Source organism: Asticcacaulis sp. DW145 (genome assembly GCF_037101385.1).
Classification (GTDB): Bacteria; Pseudomonadota; Alphaproteobacteria; order Caulobacterales; family Caulobacteraceae; genus Asticcacaulis; species Asticcacaulis currens.
The window spans coordinates 1-19,707 of sequence record NZ_AP029025.1 but is presented as its reverse complement, the minus strand read 5'-3'; the positions used below and the strand labels follow the sequence as shown (position 1 = coordinate 19,707).

21 protein-coding genes are annotated in these 19,707 nt (G+C 62.6%); 10 read left to right on the top strand and 11 right to left on the bottom strand.

The features are described 5' to 3' along the window. Positions 1 to 320: 320 nt before the first annotated feature. From AACH73_RS11390 to AACH73_RS11380, 3 genes are all read left to right on the top strand, one after another. A complete protein-coding gene (locus AACH73_RS11390) occupies positions 321 to 524 on the top strand; it encodes a cold-shock protein (RefSeq protein ID WP_013480794.1) in 204 nt (67 codons plus the stop codon). A gap of 227 nt (positions 525 to 751) precedes the next feature. Then, the gene (locus AACH73_RS11385) at positions 752 to 961 is read left to right on the top strand and encodes a hypothetical protein (RefSeq protein WP_338735990.1); all 210 of its coding nucleotides are present in this window, start codon (positions 752 to 754) and stop codon (positions 959 to 961) included. Positions 962 to 1,001: 40 nt separating this feature from the next. Beyond that, positions 1,002 to 1,622, top strand: a complete 621-nt coding sequence (locus AACH73_RS11380; protein ID WP_338735989.1) for a hypothetical protein — start codon at positions 1,002 to 1,004, stop codon at positions 1,620 to 1,622. Here the strand turns inward: AACH73_RS11380 and AACH73_RS11375 are convergent, their stop codons facing one another. Further along, positions 1,623 to 2,978, bottom strand: a complete 1,356-nt coding sequence (locus AACH73_RS11375) for an MFS transporter (RefSeq protein WP_338735988.1) — start codon at positions 2,976 to 2,978, stop codon at positions 1,623 to 1,625. 187 nt (positions 2,979 to 3,165) lie between these two features. Between AACH73_RS11375 and AACH73_RS11370 the strand changes: the two genes are divergently transcribed. The 4 genes from AACH73_RS11370 (at position 3,166) to AACH73_RS11355 (ending at position 7,723) form a co-directional block, all read left to right on the top strand. Continuing rightward, the gene (locus AACH73_RS11370; RefSeq protein ID WP_338735987.1) at positions 3,166 to 4,185 is read left to right on the top strand and encodes a LacI family DNA-binding transcriptional regulator; all 1,020 of its coding nucleotides are present in this window, start codon (positions 3,166 to 3,168) and stop codon (positions 4,183 to 4,185) included. Positions 4,186 to 4,244: 59 nt separating this feature from the next. Further along, positions 4,245 to 4,988: a hypothetical protein gene (locus tag AACH73_RS11365; protein ID WP_338735986.1), complete on the top strand. Its 744-nt coding sequence runs from the start codon at positions 4,245 to 4,247 to the stop codon at positions 4,986 to 4,988. Between the two features lie 174 nt (positions 4,989 to 5,162). Then, positions 5,163 to 6,854, top strand: coding sequence for a hypothetical protein (locus AACH73_RS11360; RefSeq protein ID WP_338735985.1), 1,692 nt, complete (start codon positions 5,163 to 5,165; stop codon positions 6,852 to 6,854). Between the two features lie 98 nt (positions 6,855 to 6,952). Further along, the gene (locus AACH73_RS11355) at positions 6,953 to 7,723 is read left to right on the top strand and encodes a ThuA domain-containing protein (protein WP_338735984.1); all 771 of its coding nucleotides are present in this window, start codon (positions 6,953 to 6,955) and stop codon (positions 7,721 to 7,723) included. An 18-nt stretch (positions 7,724 to 7,741) separates the two neighbouring features. Here AACH73_RS11355 and AACH73_RS11350 read toward each other — a convergent pair whose 3' ends face one another. The 5 genes from AACH73_RS11350 to AACH73_RS11330 form a co-directional block, all read right to left on the bottom strand. Further along, positions 7,742 to 9,646: a TonB-dependent receptor gene (locus AACH73_RS11350; protein WP_338735983.1), complete on the bottom strand. Its 1,905-nt coding sequence runs from the start codon at positions 9,644 to 9,646 to the stop codon at positions 7,742 to 7,744. 222 nt (positions 9,647 to 9,868) lie between these two features. Next, positions 9,869 to 10,192, bottom strand: a complete 324-nt coding sequence (locus AACH73_RS11345; protein WP_338735982.1) for a hypothetical protein — start codon at positions 10,190 to 10,192, stop codon at positions 9,869 to 9,871. Positions 10,193 to 10,236: 44 nt separating this feature from the next. Continuing rightward, positions 10,237 to 11,064: a glycoside hydrolase family 16 protein gene (locus tag AACH73_RS11340; RefSeq protein ID WP_338735981.1), complete on the bottom strand. Its 828-nt coding sequence runs from the start codon at positions 11,062 to 11,064 to the stop codon at positions 10,237 to 10,239. 64 nt (positions 11,065 to 11,128) lie between these two features. After that, positions 11,129 to 11,287 carry a type II toxin-antitoxin system ParD family antitoxin gene (locus AACH73_RS11335; RefSeq protein WP_338735980.1) on the bottom strand — a complete coding sequence of 53 codons (159 nt, stop codon included), beginning with the start codon at positions 11,285 to 11,287 and terminating at the stop codon, positions 11,129 to 11,131. Between the two features lie 68 nt (positions 11,288 to 11,355). Then, on the bottom strand, positions 11,356 to 13,947 hold the full coding sequence (locus tag AACH73_RS11330; RefSeq protein ID WP_338735979.1) for a family 20 glycosylhydrolase: 2,592 nt from the start codon (positions 13,945 to 13,947) through the stop codon (positions 11,356 to 11,358). A gap of 168 nt (positions 13,948 to 14,115) precedes the next feature. Between AACH73_RS11330 and AACH73_RS11325 the strand changes: the two genes are divergently transcribed. The 3 genes from AACH73_RS11325 to AACH73_RS11315 all read left to right on the top strand — a co-directional run bounded on the left by AACH73_RS11325 (position 14,116) and on the right by AACH73_RS11315 (position 14,969). Beyond that, positions 14,116 to 14,424, top strand: a complete 309-nt coding sequence (locus AACH73_RS11325; protein WP_338735978.1) for a hypothetical protein — start codon at positions 14,116 to 14,118, stop codon at positions 14,422 to 14,424. A 91-nt stretch (positions 14,425 to 14,515) separates the two neighbouring features. Next, the gene (locus AACH73_RS11320; RefSeq protein WP_338735977.1) at positions 14,516 to 14,725 is read left to right on the top strand and encodes a hypothetical protein; all 210 of its coding nucleotides are present in this window, start codon (positions 14,516 to 14,518) and stop codon (positions 14,723 to 14,725) included. Between the two features lie 55 nt (positions 14,726 to 14,780). Next, the gene (locus AACH73_RS11315) at positions 14,781 to 14,969 is read left to right on the top strand and encodes a hypothetical protein (RefSeq protein WP_272742419.1); all 189 of its coding nucleotides are present in this window, start codon (positions 14,781 to 14,783) and stop codon (positions 14,967 to 14,969) included. Positions 14,970 to 15,097: 128 nt separating this feature from the next. Here AACH73_RS11315 and AACH73_RS11310 read toward each other — a convergent pair whose 3' ends face one another. The 5 genes from AACH73_RS11310 to AACH73_RS11290 form a co-directional block, all read right to left on the bottom strand. Beyond that, positions 15,098 to 15,496, bottom strand: a complete 399-nt coding sequence (locus tag AACH73_RS11310) for a YidB family protein (protein ID WP_338735976.1) — start codon at positions 15,494 to 15,496, stop codon at positions 15,098 to 15,100. 221 nt (positions 15,497 to 15,717) lie between these two features. Next, positions 15,718 to 16,854 carry a M14-type cytosolic carboxypeptidase gene (locus AACH73_RS11305; RefSeq protein ID WP_338735975.1) on the bottom strand — a complete coding sequence of 379 codons (1,137 nt, stop codon included), beginning with the start codon at positions 16,852 to 16,854 and terminating at the stop codon, positions 15,718 to 15,720. Positions 16,855 to 17,746: 892 nt separating this feature from the next. After that, the gene (locus AACH73_RS11300) at positions 17,747 to 18,676 is read right to left on the bottom strand and encodes a replication initiator protein A (protein WP_126423195.1); all 930 of its coding nucleotides are present in this window, start codon (positions 18,674 to 18,676) and stop codon (positions 17,747 to 17,749) included. A 2-nt stretch (positions 18,677 to 18,678) separates the two neighbouring features. Then, positions 18,679 to 19,014 (bottom strand): stability/partitioning determinant, encoded by a 336-nt coding sequence (locus AACH73_RS11295; RefSeq protein ID WP_338735974.1) that lies wholly within the window; start codon positions 19,012 to 19,014, stop codon positions 18,679 to 18,681. Positions 19,015 to 19,017: 3 nt separating this feature from the next. Beyond that, complete coding sequence (locus tag AACH73_RS11290; RefSeq protein WP_126423191.1) at positions 19,018 to 19,707, bottom strand: ParA family protein; 690 nt, start codon at positions 19,705 to 19,707, stop codon at positions 19,018 to 19,020.

Genomic DNA, 19,707 nt, shown 5'->3' with positions numbered 1-19,707 from the left:
CCCCTCTTCACCGCGCCTTTGATCCCGAAAACCGTTGCACACGTACCGCAATGCGCTCTGAGCGCCCTATTCCCACGCCGCCCCTGTTTACGCCGGAAGAATTGCGCCGCCTTGTCGCTGAAATGATAGACTAAACGAAAATAAAATAGGCCCCTGTCGCTTTTGGGGCGAAACTTATTTCAAGCTGTGCTATAGTAAAATCTCGAAACACAGACCGCTTTGTCTGATTGCCTGTATTGGCCTCTCCCAAGCATTTCTTTTTTCGAACGCCCCGGTTTTCGGGGCAGACGGCGCACGTCTATATGCGAACGGAGGCCAACATGGCTGTCGGTATTGTAAAGTGGTTCAACCCGAACAAGGGTTTTGGTTTTATTCAGCCGGATGACGGCGGCAATGATGTGTTCGTTCACATTTCGGCCATCGAACGCGCTGGCTGGCGGATGCTGGTCGAAGGCCAGAAGATCGCCTACGAGGTCCAGAGCGACCGCGGCAAGGCGGCAGCGGTCAATCTTCAGGCCGCCTGACTCTGCGAAGCCCGGCGACCCCGCCGGGCTTTTTTATTTGATCTAGAGCGAAATGACTTTGAGTGGGATCGTCATTCCGCTCTAAATTTTTGTTTTGTCGCGATGTTTTGCAGAAACCGCTCACACTTTTAGCTTCGCCGAACTCCGTTTCCGCACATCGCTCTAAGGAGCCTGCACATGACCCCCTCCTGTTCCCCGCCGACACCTGGGATTCCCTGTGGCCGACCGTGGGTGAGGCCGGGCTGGTCAATGCCCATGTGCCGGCCCGCTTCGAAGTGCGCTTTGACGGTCAGCTCTGGCAGGTGCTCAAGGACCGTGAGCCCGTGGCGCATCATAGCGAGCGCAGCGAGGCTATTCGCGGCGTGCGTCAGGCCATGCAGCGTCTGTTTGCCGCCGGCAAGTCGGCGCAGTGGCGACTGATCGCCGCCAACGACTGATCCACCTGTTGTCTGAAATGGTTTTTTGAAAGCTCTCCTCATGACCTATTCGCCCGCTGTGGCTACCACCACCGACGCCCTGTCCGACATCGCCGATCTGGTCGATGCGCTGCTGGTGGAGCCGTGGGAGCCGCAGAAGGTGACCGGTCGCCGTCGCGAAGCTTGGGCGCAACTGGCACCCCTGATCCTCAACGGCATTACGCTGTCGAAATTCGACACGCCCGCCTTTGACCGCCTGATGAACGGCCACATGCCCCTGCTGCGTCACAGCCGCGACCGCGTGTGGACAGCGGCGCTGTTCGTCGTGGCCGCCGCCCTGTCGCGCTCGGAGCCGGTGGAGTTCAGGCGCTTTCTGTTCAGTCCGCCCTTGCTGAACGAGATGGCGGGCCTCAGCCGCATTATCGACTACATGGTCCGCCTGTACGCGGGCTCGACGGACTTCCGCCCGGAGTTGCGGCGTCAGGTCATCAACCTGATCTTTGATCCGGTCGAGGAACTGGCGCGCGCCAGCGACCTGAGGCAGGTGGTGGACTTCGTCGCCGCCCGACTGGCCGATATTGACGGCTTTCAGCCCGACCTTTCGGGCATCAGCCTCGACCTGATGGGGGCCGTACTCGCCGCGCGGCGCGGTGTGTACGATCTTCGCCACCAGATTCGTTAATCACTCTTCCAAGGCCGCCCGTCGCCGCGCCAGTTCAGCGGAGACGGCGCTCATGCTGGCCTTGTCGAGCTTATACATCAGCAACACCCCGACCGAGATCAGGGCCGCCACTGCCGGGGCCAGCGACATCAGAACGGTGATAATGCCCTTGGTTTCGACGGTCTGCGGGCCATTAGCGACGTAATCGACGGCCTTCAGACCCGCGCCGATCAGGTAGGAGGCCAGCGCCCCGCCCAGCTTCTGCGAAAAGGTCGCCGCCGCATAGGTCATGGCCGTGGCGCGCCGTCCGAAGCGATATTCGGTATAGTCCGCCGCGTCGGCATACATGGCGTAGGCCAGCGGCGATTTCGGCCCCAGACACAGGCCGATCAGTATTTGCACCCCGAACATCAGCCCGATCTGATCCGGCGGGATGACGAAAAAGCTGGCCGACAAGACGGCGACGACGCCCATCAGGATCATCATCAGGCGCGGCTTGTCGATCCCTTTCGTCATCATGGGCGTCAGGAGCGCACCAGCGGCCAGCGCCACGCCGTAAGAGGTCAGGAACGGCCCGATCAGGTCCTCACGCCCCACCACATAGCGCATATAGTAGGCCGAGGTGGCCATGCGCAGGGTGATGGTCACCATGATGACAAGAGCCAGCGCAAACAGCACCAGCCACGGCTTGTTGCCGAACAGGTCGCGGATATCGCGCCAGGGGCTGGAGGCCTGCTGCGGCGGCGGGCTGATGCGCTCGCGCGTATTGAGGACGACCAGCGCCATGATGGCCACGACCGCTACGCCGTAGATGGCCATAACGATCGGCCAGCCTTGCGCCGGATTGGCCCCGCCAAAACTTTTGACCAGCAGCGGCGTGGCGTAGGTGACGATGGTGCCGCCCAGAAAGCCGCCGACAAAGCGGAAGGAATTGAGCGTGGTGCGGTCCTGCCCGTCGGCGCTCATCACGCCGGACAGGGCGCTGTAGGGGATGTTGGCGATCGAATAGACGATCATCAGCAGATTATAGGTCAGATAGGCATAGACCAGCTTGCCGTCATGATCGAAGGGCGGGGTGAAGAAGCACAGGACCCCCAGCACCGCCATGGGCGCGGCGGCCCCGAAAATCCATGGACGAAAGCGGCCCCAGCGGCTGCGCGTGCGGTCGGCCACGGCCCCCATGATGGGATCGGCAAAGGCATCGAGGACGCGGCTGATCAGCAGCATGGTCCCCGCCGCCAGCGGATCGAGGCCGAAGACGTCGGTGAAGAAGATCAACCCAAAGGCCGAAATGGTCGTCCAGTAGAAGTTAAAACCCAGGTCGCCTGCGCCATAAGCGATCTTTTCGCGCAAGGATAGACGGTCTGTTGCGGCCATTTCGTTCCCCTGTGGTGCCGCTTTTTTGCGGTTTTCGTCAGACTAGGGCACTGTTGACCGCTCTGCAAGCGCCGATACGTCAACGTTGTCATGTGGCGCGACATAAAGGTCACACCCGCGCACCGCTATGGACAGGGACACGCATCGCGGTTAAGCCTGTTTTATCATATTTTTTGCGCGCGTGCCCGTGTCCCGTATCACCATCGTCGATCTGGCCCGCCTGTCGGGCGTCTCCATCAAAACCGTGTCGCGGGTGCTGAACAAGCAGTCGGGCGTGCGGCCGGACAAGCGCGCCGAGATCGAAAAGCTGATCACCGAGACGGGGTTCAAGCCCAATCCCGCCGCCCGCGCCCTGTCGGGGTCGCGCAGCTATATGATCGGGCTGATTTTTGAGCGCCCGGTCACCCACTATTACCAGCACGAGCTTCAGATCGGGGCGCTCGATGCCTGTCACCGGGCCGGCTACCATCTGATTATCGAAGGGGTGGCGGAACTGCGCCACCTGCCGCGCGCCCAGATGAAGGCGCAACTGGCCACCTCGCGCTTTGACGGTGTGCTGCTGGCCCCGCCGGTGTGCGATGATGCGGCCATGATCGACCTGTTTGACGAGCTGGGCGTGCCCGTGGTGCGCATCTCCCCGGTCCAGCAGTTCGAGCGCAGCCCCTATGTGTTTATGGACGATGTAGCGGCGGGCTATGAGCTGACGCGCTGGCTGATCGAACTGGGCCACACACGCATCGCCTTTATCGAAAACCTGCGCGGGCGCGGCTCCAATGCCGACCGCAAGGCTGGCTATCTGCGCGCCTTGTCCGAGGCCGGGCTGGCGGCGCGGCCCGACTGGGTGGTGCGCGGCGATGTGCGCGTCAATAACGGCTTTGACGAGGCCGAAGCCCTGCTGTCGCAGGCCGACCGCCCGACCGCCCTGTTCGCCGCCGCCGACTATATCGCCTTCGGGGCCATGGCCGCGGCGGCCAAGCTGAAACTGTCGGTGCCTGAAGACGTCTCCATCGTCGGCTTCGACGATGCGCCGGGCACCAGCAGCGTGTGGCCGCCGCTTTCGACTGTGCATCAGCCGATGAAGGGGCTGGCCGAAGAGGCGACGCGCCTGCTTCTGGAGCGCATCAACGGGCGCGACGTCCCGGCGGCGCAACAACTCGACTATTTCATCGTCCGTCGCGGGTCCGCCGCCGCGCCCCGTAAAGCGTAAATATCAACCCGAAACAGACCGGCCTTAATTTGGCTGCATAGCCGTCTCACAGTCCCCTCATGCCCCTGAAACGCCTCGCCCTTTCCGGTCTGATCCTTGCTACGCTGGTCGTCACGCCTGTGTCGGTGTGCGCGGCGGATGATGAGATCGTGGCCACCAACCGCCCCAAGGTGGCCCTTGGCACCCCGGCCCCTGCGGGCAGCGTCACGCCGGTGACCGCCGAAGACACGGCCAAGGCCACGCAGGCGCAGGTGCTGTCGACTCTGGACGGGACGCGCCCCCCTGAGCGCCGTCAGCCGACCTCGTGGGGCCGCGACGATGCGGATTCAGGCCCGCAAAAGCGTCAGATTCACGGCGAAGCGGGCGTCTCCATCGGCACCGGCGGCTATAAGAGCGCCTATGTGGCGACCCTGATCCCGGTGGGTGAAACCGGCACGCTGGGCCTAGCCTACAGCCAGACCGATCACGGAAAGAACAGCTATCTCTATGCCGATCCTTACGGCTATGGCTACGGGCCGGGCTATGGTCGCTATGGGGCGTCAGCTTACGACGACGCCTACGGATACGCCCCTTATGGCTATGGTCGTGGCTATGGCTATGGCTATGCGCGCGGCGGTACGTCGAAATCCCTGTCCATCTCGCTTGACTTCAGTGACCGCAGCAAGGACCGCGACCGCGACGAAGACTGCGACAGCGTGCGTTATGAAGGCGCCCGTTATGACAGCGCAATGGGCGACCCCATCTGGGGCGGCTATCGTCCCTCCCGCCGCGTCTGTACCAAGACCACCAACTATTCCGACTAGAGCAAAATGACTTTAAGAGGAATCGCCATTTCGCTCTAAATTTTTGTTTTGTCGCGATGTTTTTTGCGGAAAACCGCTCACACTTTTGGCTTCGCCGAACTTCGTTTCCGCACATCGCTCTAACGCCTGTTCGCGCGATTGCGAACCGGGTAATCCGCTGTCCGTGTGCCGTGCATGATGAACGCCCTGACCGAACGCACCGGCTATTGCATCGCTCTGGCGCTGGGGCTGGGGCTGGCGACGGGCTTTGCCATCGTCTTTGGCTATCTGTCGCCCGATTCGTGGTACTATATTCTGATCGCGCAGGGCCTGCGTGAAGGGCACGGCTGTGCCCTCTATGGGCACTATCTGTCGGCCTATCCGTGCGGTTATCCGGCCCTGCTGGCCCTGACGGCCCCGACCTCTGATCTGCCGGTGATGATGGTGTCGTCCAAGATCACCAATCTGCTGCTGATGGGGCTGAGCCTGACCTGCGTGGCCGCCGCCCTGCGCCACCGTCTGGCGGCGGCCTTTGTGGTGCTGAACCCGATTACCCTGCACCTCTTCATGTACACCTGGTCGGAGAACCTGCTGCTGTTGTGCGTCTGCGCAACGTTTCTGGCGCTGACGCGGCTGGCCGAAGACCCTAGAGCATTCGTCGGCTCAGCTGAGCCGACGAATAGCTCTAAGTTTTTGTTTGGTCGCGCAATTTTTCCGAAAAGTGCCAAGACCATTTCATGGCCCTTTATCGGATTGCGCTCTAACTCGCGCAAATGGATGGCGCTGCTGGTGGGCAGCCTGATCGTCGGCTGCTTCGCGCGCTATTTCTTCGGTCCGTTCGCCTTTATCCTGTTTCTGGTGGCCGGGGCGGTCTATGGCCGCCGTCTGGCGATACGGGTCCTGCCCGCCTTTGCGGTGGCAGGCCTCGTCTATCTGACCTATCAGCACGTCAATACCGACCTGACCGGCTACCCGACCGGGATGCCGCGCCTGCCCGCGCCGGAAAGCCCGACGCTCCTGGTGCGCATGTTTCTGGGGGCGGTGGCGGAACTGGGCTGGACGCTGGTCATACCGCTGCTGCTGGCCATCGGCCTGTCGTGGCGGCAGATCCGCTTTGAGCGGACCGCCCCGCCCGATGCGCCCGCAAGAGCCGCCCTGTTTCTGCTGCTGGCCGGGGCAGGCTTCCTGCTGCTGGGTTTCGTTTTGCGCGCCTCGACCTATTACGACTCCTATGACAAGCGCACGCTGGGCTTCGGCGTGGTGTTTGTCGTCGCCGGCCTGATCGCGCGTTTCGTTCACCTGCGTCGCCCCCAGGCGTGGCCGGTGCTGGCCGTGCTGGGGCTGGCCCTGTTCAGCCCCCTTTATGCCGACGAAGACTCGATCCCGCAGGGGCTGGCGCAGCTCCGTGACGGCCATTACCGGTTTGCCCCCGCCACCCTGTCGGCTTTTCAGCGCCAGGGCCCCCCCGCCGATACGGTGGTCAGCTTCGCCCTGCCCGCTACCCCCGCCGACCTGTGGAACGTCGATCATATCCGACAGTTCTATTACGGCGGAACGACGCGACTGATCTCGCCCGATCTGGCCCCCGATGCGGTGCCGGAAACCGCAGGCGCGTTTGTCAACCGCGTGCGACAGGCGGCCAGCGGACGCTGCTTTGTCGATTTCGCCGCCTTCCCCGACCGCGAAAGTTTCGATCTCTATCTCAACGTTACCATACCCACCGATCAGCCCCTGTTCGGCGGCCCGCTCAAGGCCAGTCCGCGCATGGACCCGGCGCTGAAAGCCTATCTGAGCGGCATCTTCCAGCCGGGCGCCTTCCTTCCCTGCGCCGAGGTGCTGGCCCTGCCTCAAAGCCGAGCGATACCGGTGGCGGTCCCGCACAACTGAGCGGTCTGCGTTGCGCAGTGTGGCCGCGAAAACGGGTTTCCTCTTTGAAGCGACCTGTTTTAGATTGATCCGACAACGTTGTCGCCACGGGAGGCCTCATGCAACGCCGGACAATTCTGCTCTCCGCCACCGCGTCCCTGCTGACGCCCGCCCTCAGCCGCGCCGACAGTCAGTACCGCGTGCTGGTTCTGGCCATGCCCAGCAAGTACCATTACGAATATATCCCCGTGGCGCGCGACAGTTTTGAGCGCCTGTCGAAGCTCCATGCCTTCGACCTGAACTGGACGCACGCGGCCTCGGTGCTGGAGCAGGACCTCAGCGCCTACGCCGCCATTGTGCTGCTCAATACGCCGGTCGAAGACCTCAACCCCGCCCCGCGCGCAGGCTTTGAGGCCTATATGGCCGGCGGGGGCAATGCGGTGATCGTGCACCGCGCCGCCATCGCCCTGCCGGTGGGAAGCTGGGCGTGGTACGAAAGGCTGGTCGGGCGCACGGTCGGGGTGCACCCCATGCTGCAAACCGGCGTTGTGACGGTCGTGGACAAGGGCTTTCCCGCCACCTTCGGCCTGCCGGAGCGCTGGATCTGGAGCGACGAATTCTACACCACGACCAACCCGTATCAGGTGCCGATCCACCCCGTGCTGAACGTCGATGAAACCAGCTATGACCCGCGCAAGATCTGGCCCGGTCAGGTCTCCGAGCCGATGGGCAGGGATCATCCGATCGCCTGGTACCACCGCCCGCAAAAGGGCCGGGTCTTTGTCACGACGCTGGGCCATACGGTCGAAATGTACCGCGACGCGACCTATCTGACGCACCTTATGGGAGGTCTCTACTGGACAGCGACCGGGCGTGGTCAGACGCGCTGACCACGCCCGGCAACCGCATCAGAAGCGCATCCGCACCCCGCCATTGAGCACAAACCCGTCGGTCGGGGCCCAGGCCTCGACCGTCCAGCGTCCGTCGGCGGCTCTTTGCCGCCGCACCAGCGGATCGTGCCGCGTCTGGCGCACATTGAGCAGGTTCTCGGCATTGAGGAACAGGCGCACCTTACCCACCACGCGTTCGCCCAGCAGGCCCAGCTCCCAGTAGGGTTTGCTCTCGCTCCGGTACGGGTTGTCGTCCAGCGTCTGACGCCCCGTATAGTAGGCCTCAAAGCCGATGCGCCCGATGTCGTGTGCTTCCCACATGGCGACGAAGCCACCGGTGTGTTTCGGCGTCGTCGGCTGAGCGCGGCGGCCGCTGCCCGACGGATCGGGCTCGGCGGCATCAACATAGACGTAGGAACCGGTCAGGGTCAGCGCCTCATGACGGTAGCGCAAACGCCATTCCGAACCGCGCGTGCGCGTCACGCCCGCCGCATTGACCAGCCTGACCGATGCCGGACCGGTTGGGCGGAGCTGCACCGCATCGTCTATGTCCGCGCCGAACAGGGTCATATTGGCCTCGATCGGTCCTCTGGCATAGGTCAGGTCGAGCGAGGCCGTGCGCGCCACCTCGGGCCGCAGGTCGTCCAGCGGCTCCAGCCGGCCAAAGCCCGTGGCCTCGATGGCCTCGACAAAGGGCGTGGGCGCATGAAACCCGCGCCCCACTGAGGCCCGCACCGTCCAGGGACCCGGACGATAGAGCAGAGACAGGCGCGGACTGAACTGCCTGCCGTAGCGGCTGTGGTCGTCCAGGCGGGCACTGGCCGCCAGCGTCAGGCGCTCCCCCATCGTCTGCTCCACCTGCCCGAACAGGCCGGGGACGCTGAAGTGATAGTTGAAGCCGCTGAACCCCTTGGAATGGTAGTGGTCGGACTGAAAGGCCACCCCGCCCACCCAGGCGGTCGGCCCCGTCTGGCCCTTCAGCGCCGCCTCGGCAAAGCCGGTCAGGTGCGAGTCGCGGTCGATGACCTCGCCGAAGCGGTGTTCGTGCCGCTGGGTCATGGACGAGGCGCGCAGGCTGAGCGTACCCAGCCCCTGAAGCGGAAACTGCGCCGTAACCCCGGCATCGACGCGGCGCGAGGCCTGCGTTTCGGGAAAGGCCGTGCCGTCCGGGACCGTGCGACCGCTGAGCGTGCCGCCCTTTCGCTGTTCGCGCATGGTGCCCAGAGTGAGCAGTGCCTTCGCCCCGTTGTCGCCGTACCAGAACAGGCGCGGGCGCAGCGTCCAGCGCTCAAAACCCGCCATGTCGATCCAGCCATCGCCATCAAGATCCTTGCGCGCCTGACGGTGATAGCCGCCGGTAAGCGAATAGCTGAGGCTCTGCGTCGCCGGGGCAGAGCTATAGGCCGTGACGTCCTGCCCGCCACGGTGGGTCAGGTTGAGCAGGACTTCGCTTTCCGGCTCAGGGCTGGGGCGGCGCGAGACGAGATTAATCACCCCGCCCAGCGCCGAGGCCCCATAAAGCGCCGAGACCGAGCCCTTGATCACTTCCACCTGCCCCAGATCGGTCGGCGGAATCTGCAACAGACCGAGCGACTGCCCGCCATAGAGCGGCAAGCCGTCGGTGAGCAGCAGGGTGTAGCGCCCGGCCATGCCCTGAATGCGGATATTGGCCGCCCCCAGCGACGGCGCGGTCATCTGAACGCGGATGCCCGGCGTCTCATTGACGAGGGTTGAGATATTGCCGGGGGTCATCAGGCTCTTTTCGTCGATCTCTTCGCGGCCGATGACGTCAACGCGGATCGGCTCGTCCTGAAGCCGGCGACCGGCGCGGGTGGCCTGAATCACCACCTCTTCAATGGCATCTTCCGGCTGAGGGGGGAGGGTTTGGGCCTGTGCGGACGTTACGCAGGCAAGCAGAGGCAAGGCGGCCGCCGCCAGAGCGCAATCCGATAAAGTGGGCACCACTTTTCGGAAAAATTGCGCGACCAAACAAAAATTTAGAGCGGGATGACGTTTCGATCTAAAATCATCCCGCTCCAGAAGGGGCAAGGCCCCGTATGGGTAAAACATGGGAAAACCCGTAAAAATGAGCAAGCAAGGGCGTGGCGCGTCGAAGCGCGGCGCGTCGGTTCATTTTTCAGGGTTTCAGCGCGGCGGCGGGGCCAGCGGGCGGTAGCTCAGGCCGACGCTGTGGCGGTGACGCGACTGGAAATCCAGCGCCTTCACACTCGGCAAATGCATAAACAGGAAGCTGGCGGTGGCGATGGCGGCGCAGTGCTGACCGCAAACCTTCAGAGATGCGGCCCCTTTGTCGGCACAGCACGGCCCTTCCGGCGACCGGACATGCAGGTGCACATGGGTGTCTTCGTGATGCGCCCAAGACCCCGCGCGTTCGGGCGCGTGCAGGCCCGACAGCATGGCCAGCAGTCCCGCCACAATCACCATCACTTTGAAGAGGCCAGAGCGCATGGGGTGTTTATAGGCACCGCACCTCGCCACCGCAAGCAGAGGTTTTAGCGCTTTTTCCACACCCTTACGTAATCGACCTCAAAGGTGCGCGGGAAGATGCCGTCATCCACCTCACCGGCCATATTGCCGCCAATGGCCAGATTGAGCAGCAGGAACTGTGGCTTGTCGAAAGGCCAGGCACCCGGCTGATCGGTTTTGGCGTAGCTGTGGTAGGGCTGCCCATCGACGAAGAAGTCGAGCTTTTCCGGCGTCCACAGAAGCTGATACTTATGAAAGGCCGTGCAGGCATCCGGAACGTTCAGCGTATTGCCGTTGCCGGACCCGCCCACCGTGTCGATGGTGTGGCGGTTATGGACCGTGCCGAATATCTTGGTGGGCGTCTTGCCCACGTGCTCCATAATGTCGATTTCGCCCCCGTCCGGCCACGGCCCGTCGGTGCCGAGCATCCAGATGGCCGGCCATGAGCCCTGACCGCAGGGCACCTTGGCGCGGATTTCATAGAAGCCATAGAGGAAGCTGACCTTGCCGCGCGTGATCAGGCGTGCCGAGCTGTAGTCCTGCCCGCCATAATCGGCGCGGTCGCTCAGCCTCTCCTTGCGCGCGGTGATGCGCAGAGTGCCGCCCTTCACCTCGGAATTTTCCAGCCGCCCGGCGGCGTAATACTGCTTTTCGTTATTGTACCAGCCGGTGCGGTTGGCCTGCGTGTCATAGACCCACGTCTTCGCATCGGGCAGGCCGGGCGTGTTGAACTCCTCGGCCCAGTCGAGCGTGTAGCCCGCCGGAACGGGTGAGGTCGCATCGGCCGCCCGCGTCTCAGCGGCCACCGAGAGGGCGGTCAGCGCAACCGCCGACAGGATCAGGGATTTCAGCATGGCGTTTCCTTTGTTTTATATATATTTTTAGATATGCTTCGTGGCGTCCATGTGGTCACGGTATTCAGCCCTGACGCATCCGCTGCTTGAAGGCCTCTGAGTCGAAAGGCTTCGGCTCTCCGCTGTCTTCGGCCTCGATAAGGGCCGCACGCACCGCCTCAATATCGGCCATGCTCGCCTGCTGTCGCCGGATCGAGGTAATCGTCTTGCGTACCGTTCCCATGTCGGCCTTCATAAGAGTCACACTATTGGTGCGTTTATACACCCAAGTGATAGCTCAGAACAGTCTACCTACTTCACCGTCACTATGCGGCTCTTGCGGCGACCATCGGGAGAGGTAACGCGCATCTCGACGGGTCCGCTCACCGCCACCGGCCCGGTATAGGGTGTCCACTCGCCGCCTGCGAGGCGGTATTCGATGGGCGTAGCGGCGATTTCGGCATTGGCGAATAGCTGCCCGCCTTCGATCTTTGCCCCCGGTGGCGCGAGGCGATAGGCGATACCCGCCTGATCCAGAAGCCGCAGATGCACGCCCAACCGGTCGCGGAAGCCCTGCCACTCACCCAGCACCGCCTTGGGATCGACCTTGCCGTCGCCATAGGTGTAGCTTTCCCCCGCCTTGTACGGCGCTTCCCAGCCCGCCCGGTGCCAGGCCCGTTCCGCCAGCGGCAAAAGGCGCGGGAAGAGACGGTATTCGGCCGCGTCGTCCGTGCGCACCACCTCGGACCACAACTGTCCCTGAAGACCGGTCAGGCCGCGCTCGGGCGCATAGGGCGTTTTATCGGCTACCGTCGTCCCCTGTCCGCGGATATCGGTCATCAAAGAGGCATTGGCCGGCAGGTTTTCCGGCTGGAAGCTGAAAATCTTGTAGATGTCCGTATCGCGTGACGCCCAGTCATAGGCGATTTCGTCCGGGTCCGGTGCGGGCGGCATGTCAAAATAGGTGATGTCGGGCACCGACAGCACGACTTCCCAGCCGCGATTGGCCTGATCGTGCGCCTCGGTAGCTGCGGTGCCGAGGGTGGAACTCCAGATGTTCGACTGCACGATCTTTGGCATCCGCGCGGCGTCCGTGTGGCCCATGCCGTCGCTCCAGCCCGCCGTCTCGATGCCCTTTTCGGCCAGATAGGCCGAGACGCGCTCGATGAAATAGGGGGTGAGCTGAGACGCTTTCAGGCCTTTCTGCGCCATAAAGGCCTGACAGGCGGGTGACTGTGTCCACGCCCCCGCCGTCTCATCCGCCCCGATATGGTAGCGCTTCAGCGGCACACCGGCGGCCTGATGCAGCTTCATCGTCTCGTCGATCACCTTGTCGATAAAGGCATAGGTGGCTGGCAGGCAGACATTCAGCGTATTGTCGTTGTAATGCTGAACCGAGCGGTAGGCCGTGGTGTCTTCCGGTTCGACCAGCCGAAACTGCGCCGCTCCGTTCACGTCGCCGGCGGCTCTCAGGCGGCGATAGCGGACCTCCATGGATTTGATCGCTGCCCGACTGTGGCCCGGCATGTCGAAGGAGGGGATGACCTCGATGCCGCGCGCCTGCGCTGCCTTGAGAATGTCGATATAGTCGGCCTTCGTGAAATAGCCATTGACCGGCGTGTCACGCTCCGGCCCGGCCCCCAGTTGCGGCAGCAGGCAGGTCTCTTCGGCCGGGTCGTGGCAGCGATAGGCCCCCACCTGCGTCAGTTCGGGCAGGCCGTCGATTTCCAGCCGCCACGCTTCGTCGTCGCCCAGATGCAGGTGCAGGCGGTTGAGCTTATAGGCCGCCATCTGCTCCAGCGTCTCGAGCACAAAGGCTTTGGAGTGGAAGTTGCGCGCCACGTCGATATGCAGGCCGCGGAAGGGCAGGCGAGGCGCGTCTTCGATGGTCATACGCCGCACCTGAGCACCATCAAAGGCCGTTTGCTGGGCCAGAGAGCGCAGGGCGTGGTTGGCCCCCGTCGTCGATCCGGCGCGGATGGTAACGCTTTTGCCCACCGTCAGGCGATAGGCTTCGGGGCGCAGTTTCGGGTCGATGGTGACGCTGAGCACCGGCCCCCGCCCCTCCCCAGCCCCGGCTTGTATGAGCGCCTGTAAAGCGGGGGCGATGGCGTCGCGGCTCAGGCCCTTCAGGCGCAGGTCAAACCCCTTGCTGAGATCGAGCGGCGCGCCCTTTTGCAGGGTCACCCTGGCCGGGGTGGGCAGGATCACCACGGCCGGACGGGTCAGGGCCACGTTGCGCACCGCATTGCGTTCATAGGCGCGTTGCGGCGTCAGCCACTGCGTGCTGTCAGTGGGGCTCTGGGTGCCCAGCTTCGCCTCATCGGTCATGGGGGCGACAAAGGGCAGGGTTTCCAGCCCGCTTTCGGGGTCGATCACCGCCTTCGTCGCCGCCACGGTGCGCGCCGTCAGGCCCGATGCCGCCACATAGGCATTGGGCATGACCAGACCGCGCGCGTAAAAATGCCCCTGCCCCCAGAGGCGAACCGTATGCGAGGCACCACCTTTCAGCGTCACGCCAGCCTTGGGCGTCAGGGCGTAGAGGTCGCCATTGACCTGTTTCAGGTTGAAGGCGTCGCTTTCAGAGCGCACAAGCCCCGCCACATAGGAGACATAGAGGGTCCAGCCGCCGGGCAGGTCGCTGCCTTCGGGCAGGGTGAGGGTCAGGGCCGACAGGAAACAAGCCGCCTTCTCACAGGTCTGACGGTTATCGACGATCTCCCAGCGATACCCGAGCTGATCCCCCAGACGGTCCAGTGTGGCCTGATCCAGCGATGGCAGGGGCGGGGCGACCGTCGGCAGGACGGGCGGGGCCGCAGGGGTCGGCGGTAAGCTGGCGCAACCGGCGGTCAGGGACAGCGCAAGGGCCAGTGTGCTCAGGCTGACGGAATGGGCGAAGGTCATGCGAGGCTCCCCTGTTTGACACCTATGTGACGGTGGATTTTCCGCGAAATCAAGCCCAAAAGTTATAGGGTGGAGCGGCATTGGTTATAACCATTTTCCCATATTTAACTTTGTCCTTTGCCTCCAAGTCTCTATCATAGGGTTGGGGACCTATGGTTGGGGCAGGGGATGTCAGTCATTCGCAGGGTATTCATCTTATTTCTGGAAAGCCTGTGGTTAGGTGTCACAGCCGCCCTGTCAATTCTCTGTTTCGCATTGGTAATGCTGGCGATTGTTCAGCCCCTTGCTGTCATCATTTTACTCATTATTGCCCCTGTATATTACGTATGTCTGTCAAGCTGGGCCCGACGGAGACATCGCCTTGCAGACGCTGCCCTTTTACTAGGATTGCATGTGCTGGTCTTCCTTATCGGTCTGCTGTTTATGGCGATGGACGGATTGGAACCCATCCTATTATGGATATCTTCAGGCTTTTAATCCGGTAGCTACCAGATATCGAGCGCCCGTGCCGGACGCTTGACATTCGCGCCCAGATATGAGAACAAAAAAGGAACTGACGGAGGGTGCGATGAGCCGACTGTATGATGGAGCGTGGGTGCTGGTGGCCGGTCAGGCGGTGGCGCAGCCGGCTATTGAGTGTCTTAAGGGCATATTTCGCGTGGCGGACAGTCTTTATGGTGAAGATGGGCGCGCGGTGGACCGGTTTTTGGGTCGTCCGGCCATTCAGATGATCCTCGACCGTGAAACGGCGCGTGAAAATGGCCTTCTGCCGGGGTAATTTTTAACCCCCTTCCGCTATAGACAGTCCCCTCCCCTGCTGTACTCTGTGCGCCATGACCCCTGCCCTGACCGCTGCCAACGACAACTGGCCGCCCGAAGCCGAACTGATCGCCGAAACCGTTGCCGCCTATGAAGCGTCCGGCCGCACGCGGGCCCAAGCCCTGGCCGATCTGCGCCGCGCCGTGCAGGCCTTGCGCCGCAACGGTCTGCGCTCGGCCCGCGCCCTTAAGGGTATGGAGTAAGAATTATAGCGGAATGATTTCTATAATCAGTCCGCTCAAGCCGCCATTGAGGCGGCGGCCAAGGTGGCGGAGACCGCACCCGGCGAGGGACTAAACAAAAGCTGGATCATTATGTTTATCATAATGATCTAGCGGAACAGACCGCCCAGCAACTTACCAAGTCCGTCCTGTCCCAGCAGGTTCGGCGCCGCCTCGGCTATGGCCTGCGGCAATTGTCCGCCTTGCGACAACTGATCGACCACACCGGGCAGGACGTCGCCCAGTTGCGCCGGATCAATGCCCAGTGACCCGGCCAGTTGATTGACGGTGTCCGGCCCCAGCGCCGATTGCAACTGCTCCAGCGATACCGGCAGGTTGGCGCCATTCGACACCCACGACTGCACCACCTCAGACAGACCCCCCTGCTGCAACTGACCCAGCACGTCGCCGATCAGGCCCTGCCCACCCAGTTGCTCCGCCAGACCGGCGAGGTCGAGATTCCCCAGATCGAGCTTGCTGCCCAGGGCGCCGAGAATATCGTTCAACATGATCCGCTCCGTGTGTGTTCCCATTCTACCTTGCGCGGCGAATCGGGCGGAGTCGAGTCAGGAGAGGCGGTCACCGATCCCCCGATAAGCGCTTTCCGAAAAGTGCAGCACACTTTTCGGATAAAAAAAGCGCGTTAAACCAAAAATTTAGAGCGCGATTTCGATTCAATTTGAACGAAATGCGCTCTAATCGCGCAAACCTTTGCCTCACGCAGATGTTTTCAGCCGCGGGCGCGCAGCGGGATCTCCGTGACCACGTCCGACAGCGCCTTCAGGCACGCCACCCCCAGCGCCTGAGAGCGGGCCGGTGACCAGCCCTCAACGGCGTCCGGTGCGTCGTCATGGTCCTTGAACGGCATTTCCAGCGTCATGGCGATGGCCCCGAAGCGTTCGGCCACGGCATTGGTTGAAACGGTCAGATTGGCCTGCCCCGGTGCATCGACCGCATAGCCATAGGTGGTCTGGAAGTCGGGCGTGCGCGCCGAAAGGGCGCTCAGATAGCGGCGATAGAGGGCGTCGCGCTGCGGTGTCCACGACGGTATGCCCTCAAATCCGGCCATAAAGACGTGCGGGATGGCTTCGTCGCCGTGCACGTCGATGGCAAAATCGACGCCGGTATCGTCCATGGCGTTGCGGATGGCCAGCACTTCCGGGCTCTTTTCGGCCGAGGGCGCGGCCCACTGACGGTTCAGATCGGTGCCGGCGGCATTGGTGCGCAGGTGCCCGCGCGCGCTGCCGTCCGGGTTACAGTTGAGCACGATGTAAAAGGTCGCCGCCGCGCGCAGGGCCACGGCCTCCGGCGCGTCGCTGCACAGCCAGGGAATGGCCCCCTCCATCCACCATTCGGCCATGGTCTCGCCCGGATGCTGACGCGCATAGAGCCACACGAGGCGCGGCCCCTCCCCTACGCTGAACAGGTCGAGATTGCGGCCATCGAGCGTTTGGCCCAGAACCCGGTGACTCATGCCCGGCAAGGTCTTCACCCGCTCGACCAGCGCCCGGTGACGGTCACTGTCATAGGGCGCGAAATAGGCCACCCACAGGGTTTCAGAGGCCGGCCGGTGACGGATGGTCAGCACGCCGTCGGCATAGGCGGTGTCGGCCTGCGTCCAGTGGGCCCCATCGCTGCTGATACGGGCTTTGTAGCCCTCCCAGCCGCCCGTATAGGCCGATCCCCCGGCATTGGTCAGGCGCAGTTCCAGATCGACGCCTGAGGCCCCGTCCACGCGGAAATAGAACCATTGGTAATAGTGCGACTGATGATCCGGGCGGATAGCCAGATCGAAACGTCCGCCCCCGTGCGCCTGCACCACCTCGATATTGCCACCATCGAAACCGGAATGGATGCTGACCGCCATGTCGCGTCTCCGCAAGGGGTTGAATGTACTGATCGTTTCCATAGCGACCGAATCGCAGGCCGTCACGTCATTTCGGGGACCCTCTTTCAGGGGACGGCAGGCTATCGGGGGATCAGTGACGGCCGCTTTTCGCCGCAATCCCTTGGACTCCAAGCGACTCCGAGTCCTTTAAGGTCGTTTTTCAGCATCAAAACCGTGGCTTTACGGCTGAAATCAGAGCCCGTCGTGTATATCTCGGCGGTATTGCAGACGGTCACTGCAAAGCCACGCGCTCAGGTCAACGAACAGGACGCGGTGAACCGCAAATCCCGGTGATTGTGCTGTTCCGTGACTCTGTCGATCGGGCGTTAACTGTCTTTCCCCGTAGATGTCCGCCTGGGCGACCCCTCAAAGGTCGCACAAGGCGGACCGCGCACGGACCTTAATAGCGCGCCCCTCTCGCTGTTAAGAGAGTCTGTTAGTGAATCTAGTTAAATAGGTTAAGGGAAAAAACAGCCGGAATTCCCTTTTAAAATCAATAAGGGTACCTTTTGTTAATCTTTGATACCCCGTCACTTTGTCACTGATCCCCCGCGCGATGGGTCTTCGTTCCCCCGTGCAGGCGGTCACTCTTCCCCCGATAAGCGGTCCGGGAAAAACAGAGTATTTTCCACAGCTTGCCCGCAGCTTTTTAACCGTGTTTTCGCGGCAAATCCGGTCACCATTCCCCCGAAAAGCAGCTTTTGAGGGCAAAACCGCGGAAAAACCCCCACCGGTCACCGTTCCCCCGACTCACCTCAAGCGAATTGGTCACTCTTCCCCCGTCAATCCGGTCACCCATCCCCCGATAGGGTGGTCACTGTTCCCCCGACGAATCGGCCTCAAAAAGTCACCGATCCCCCGACACCGTTTTCTAGAACCGTTTGTGCATAAGGCCGTCGATTTCCAGCGCGCGCTGGTCTTCGGCGGTTTGCCGTTCCAGGGTTTTCAGCGCGTCGCGCACCCTCACCCGCTCCTCCATGTCGCGCTTGATGAAATGCACGGCGGGTGATCCGTCATTGGTCTTGGTCAGCGTCATCTCGTATTCCGGCAGGGCGTTCTTGGCCACGATGCGCTTCAGGAGGTAGGTAAACTGCTTCAGCGGGCTGTCTGAGCCCGTTTTCTCGTGCAAAATCGCTATACGGCAGGTCCAGCCGCCCTCCTGATCGCCGGCGTGCTTGCGCGCCACGCGGTAAAGGGCGCGCTCCATGCCGCCGGTCAGCAGAAAGTAGTCCTGATGCATGGTCAGCAGCGAGCGTTCGGTGACGATCCCCTGATAAACCCAGTCGGACAAGGTGATCGAAATGCCGCGCGGCGCCTCGGTTTCCGGGTCCACCTCCAACTGAAAGGCGTCGATCCAGCCGAATTGCGCCTTGTCCTTGCGTTTGGGCGCACGCAGTGAGGTCTGGATGGTCGTCGATTCCAGCCTTTGCAGCGCGGCGTTCAGTTCCTGATAGGATTTGCCGCCCGTATCGCGTTTTATGGCACGCAGCAGATCATAAGACGTCGTCTTAAGAGTCCGCGGCAAGTCATTGACTCCCTGCTCTTTCAGGCGATTGAGCACCGAGGCCGCCCAGATCATGATATCGGCGTCCCAGATGGTGGCGATGCCGAATTCGGCATTGCCGGAGACCTTCACCCAGGTGTCGCCATCGGGGCTGGTATATTCGATCGGTTTCAGGCGCTTGCGCTTGGCGAGGCTGAAAAACGGCCGTTCCATCAGCTCGCGCTGGTCCTTCAGCGACATGTCGCTGACGAGCGGGATAAACAGGTCGAACTGCGATTCGGCGGCGCGGCGGGCCATGATCAGATCCTGCCCTCGGCTTTCAGTTTTGCCTCCAGCGCCTCGACGGCCTGCTCGAACACCTGCCCCAGCACCAGACCCTGCGCGTCGGCCACGGCATAGAAGCGGCGCAGCGCCTCGTCCGTGACCTTCAGATTGAGCTGACGGTTACGCCCGGTGCGGTAACGGCGTTGCAGAACCGGCTCAGGCGCCGCCGGCACGGCCACGGCTTCACGGCTGGGGAAGCCCCTCGCCTCGGCCACGGCGCGCAGAGAGTCCTTGTCCGGCTTGGGTTTTGGCCGGGCGTCAAACGCCGACAGGTCAAGATCGTCGTCAAAGATCGAAGCGCGTTCGGACATGGATTAAGCGACCTCCTGAGCCGGAACCGCGTCCGGATTTTTCAGCAATTCAATGGCTTCGGCAACAAAAGCACGGGCATTGGCCACGGCCTTGTCGATATTAGCGACCTGCGACGGGTCCAGTGTTTCCAGCGCCCCGCCGAACGAGAACATGGCCTTGAAGGCTTCGCGCTCGTGCAACTGCGTGTCGAACAAACGGATGCCGTGGGCGCGTAACTGCTCGTGAATGGCCGACAGGGTGCGCGGCTTGATGATCGGATTGGTGCGCGTCAGCAGCACGGCGTGCGGGATCGGACGGCGCGACTGACGCTCCGTATTTTTGATCAGGCTGAGCGCCTTGGCCGCCTGCTTGGCATCAAGCTGCGAGCCCTGCGTCGGCACCACCACCAGATCGGACGCCCCGATGGCATAGGCCACCGTCAGCGACGCCGTACCTTCGCAATCCACCACCACAAACGGCGCTTCGGCGGCCGCCTCCTCGATCTTGTCGAGGATGTTTTCCTGATTGGCGTCCGACACGATGCGGATATTGGCCGGGCAGCCGTTTAACTGCGACCAGGCGAGGATCGGGCGGTTGGGGTCGGCGTCTATAATAATGACCTGCGTCTTGCGCGCCAGTTGCGTGGCCATCAGCGTTGCCGCCGTGGTCTTGCCCACGCCGCCCTTGGGCGAAATGAAGGAGATGACCGGCAT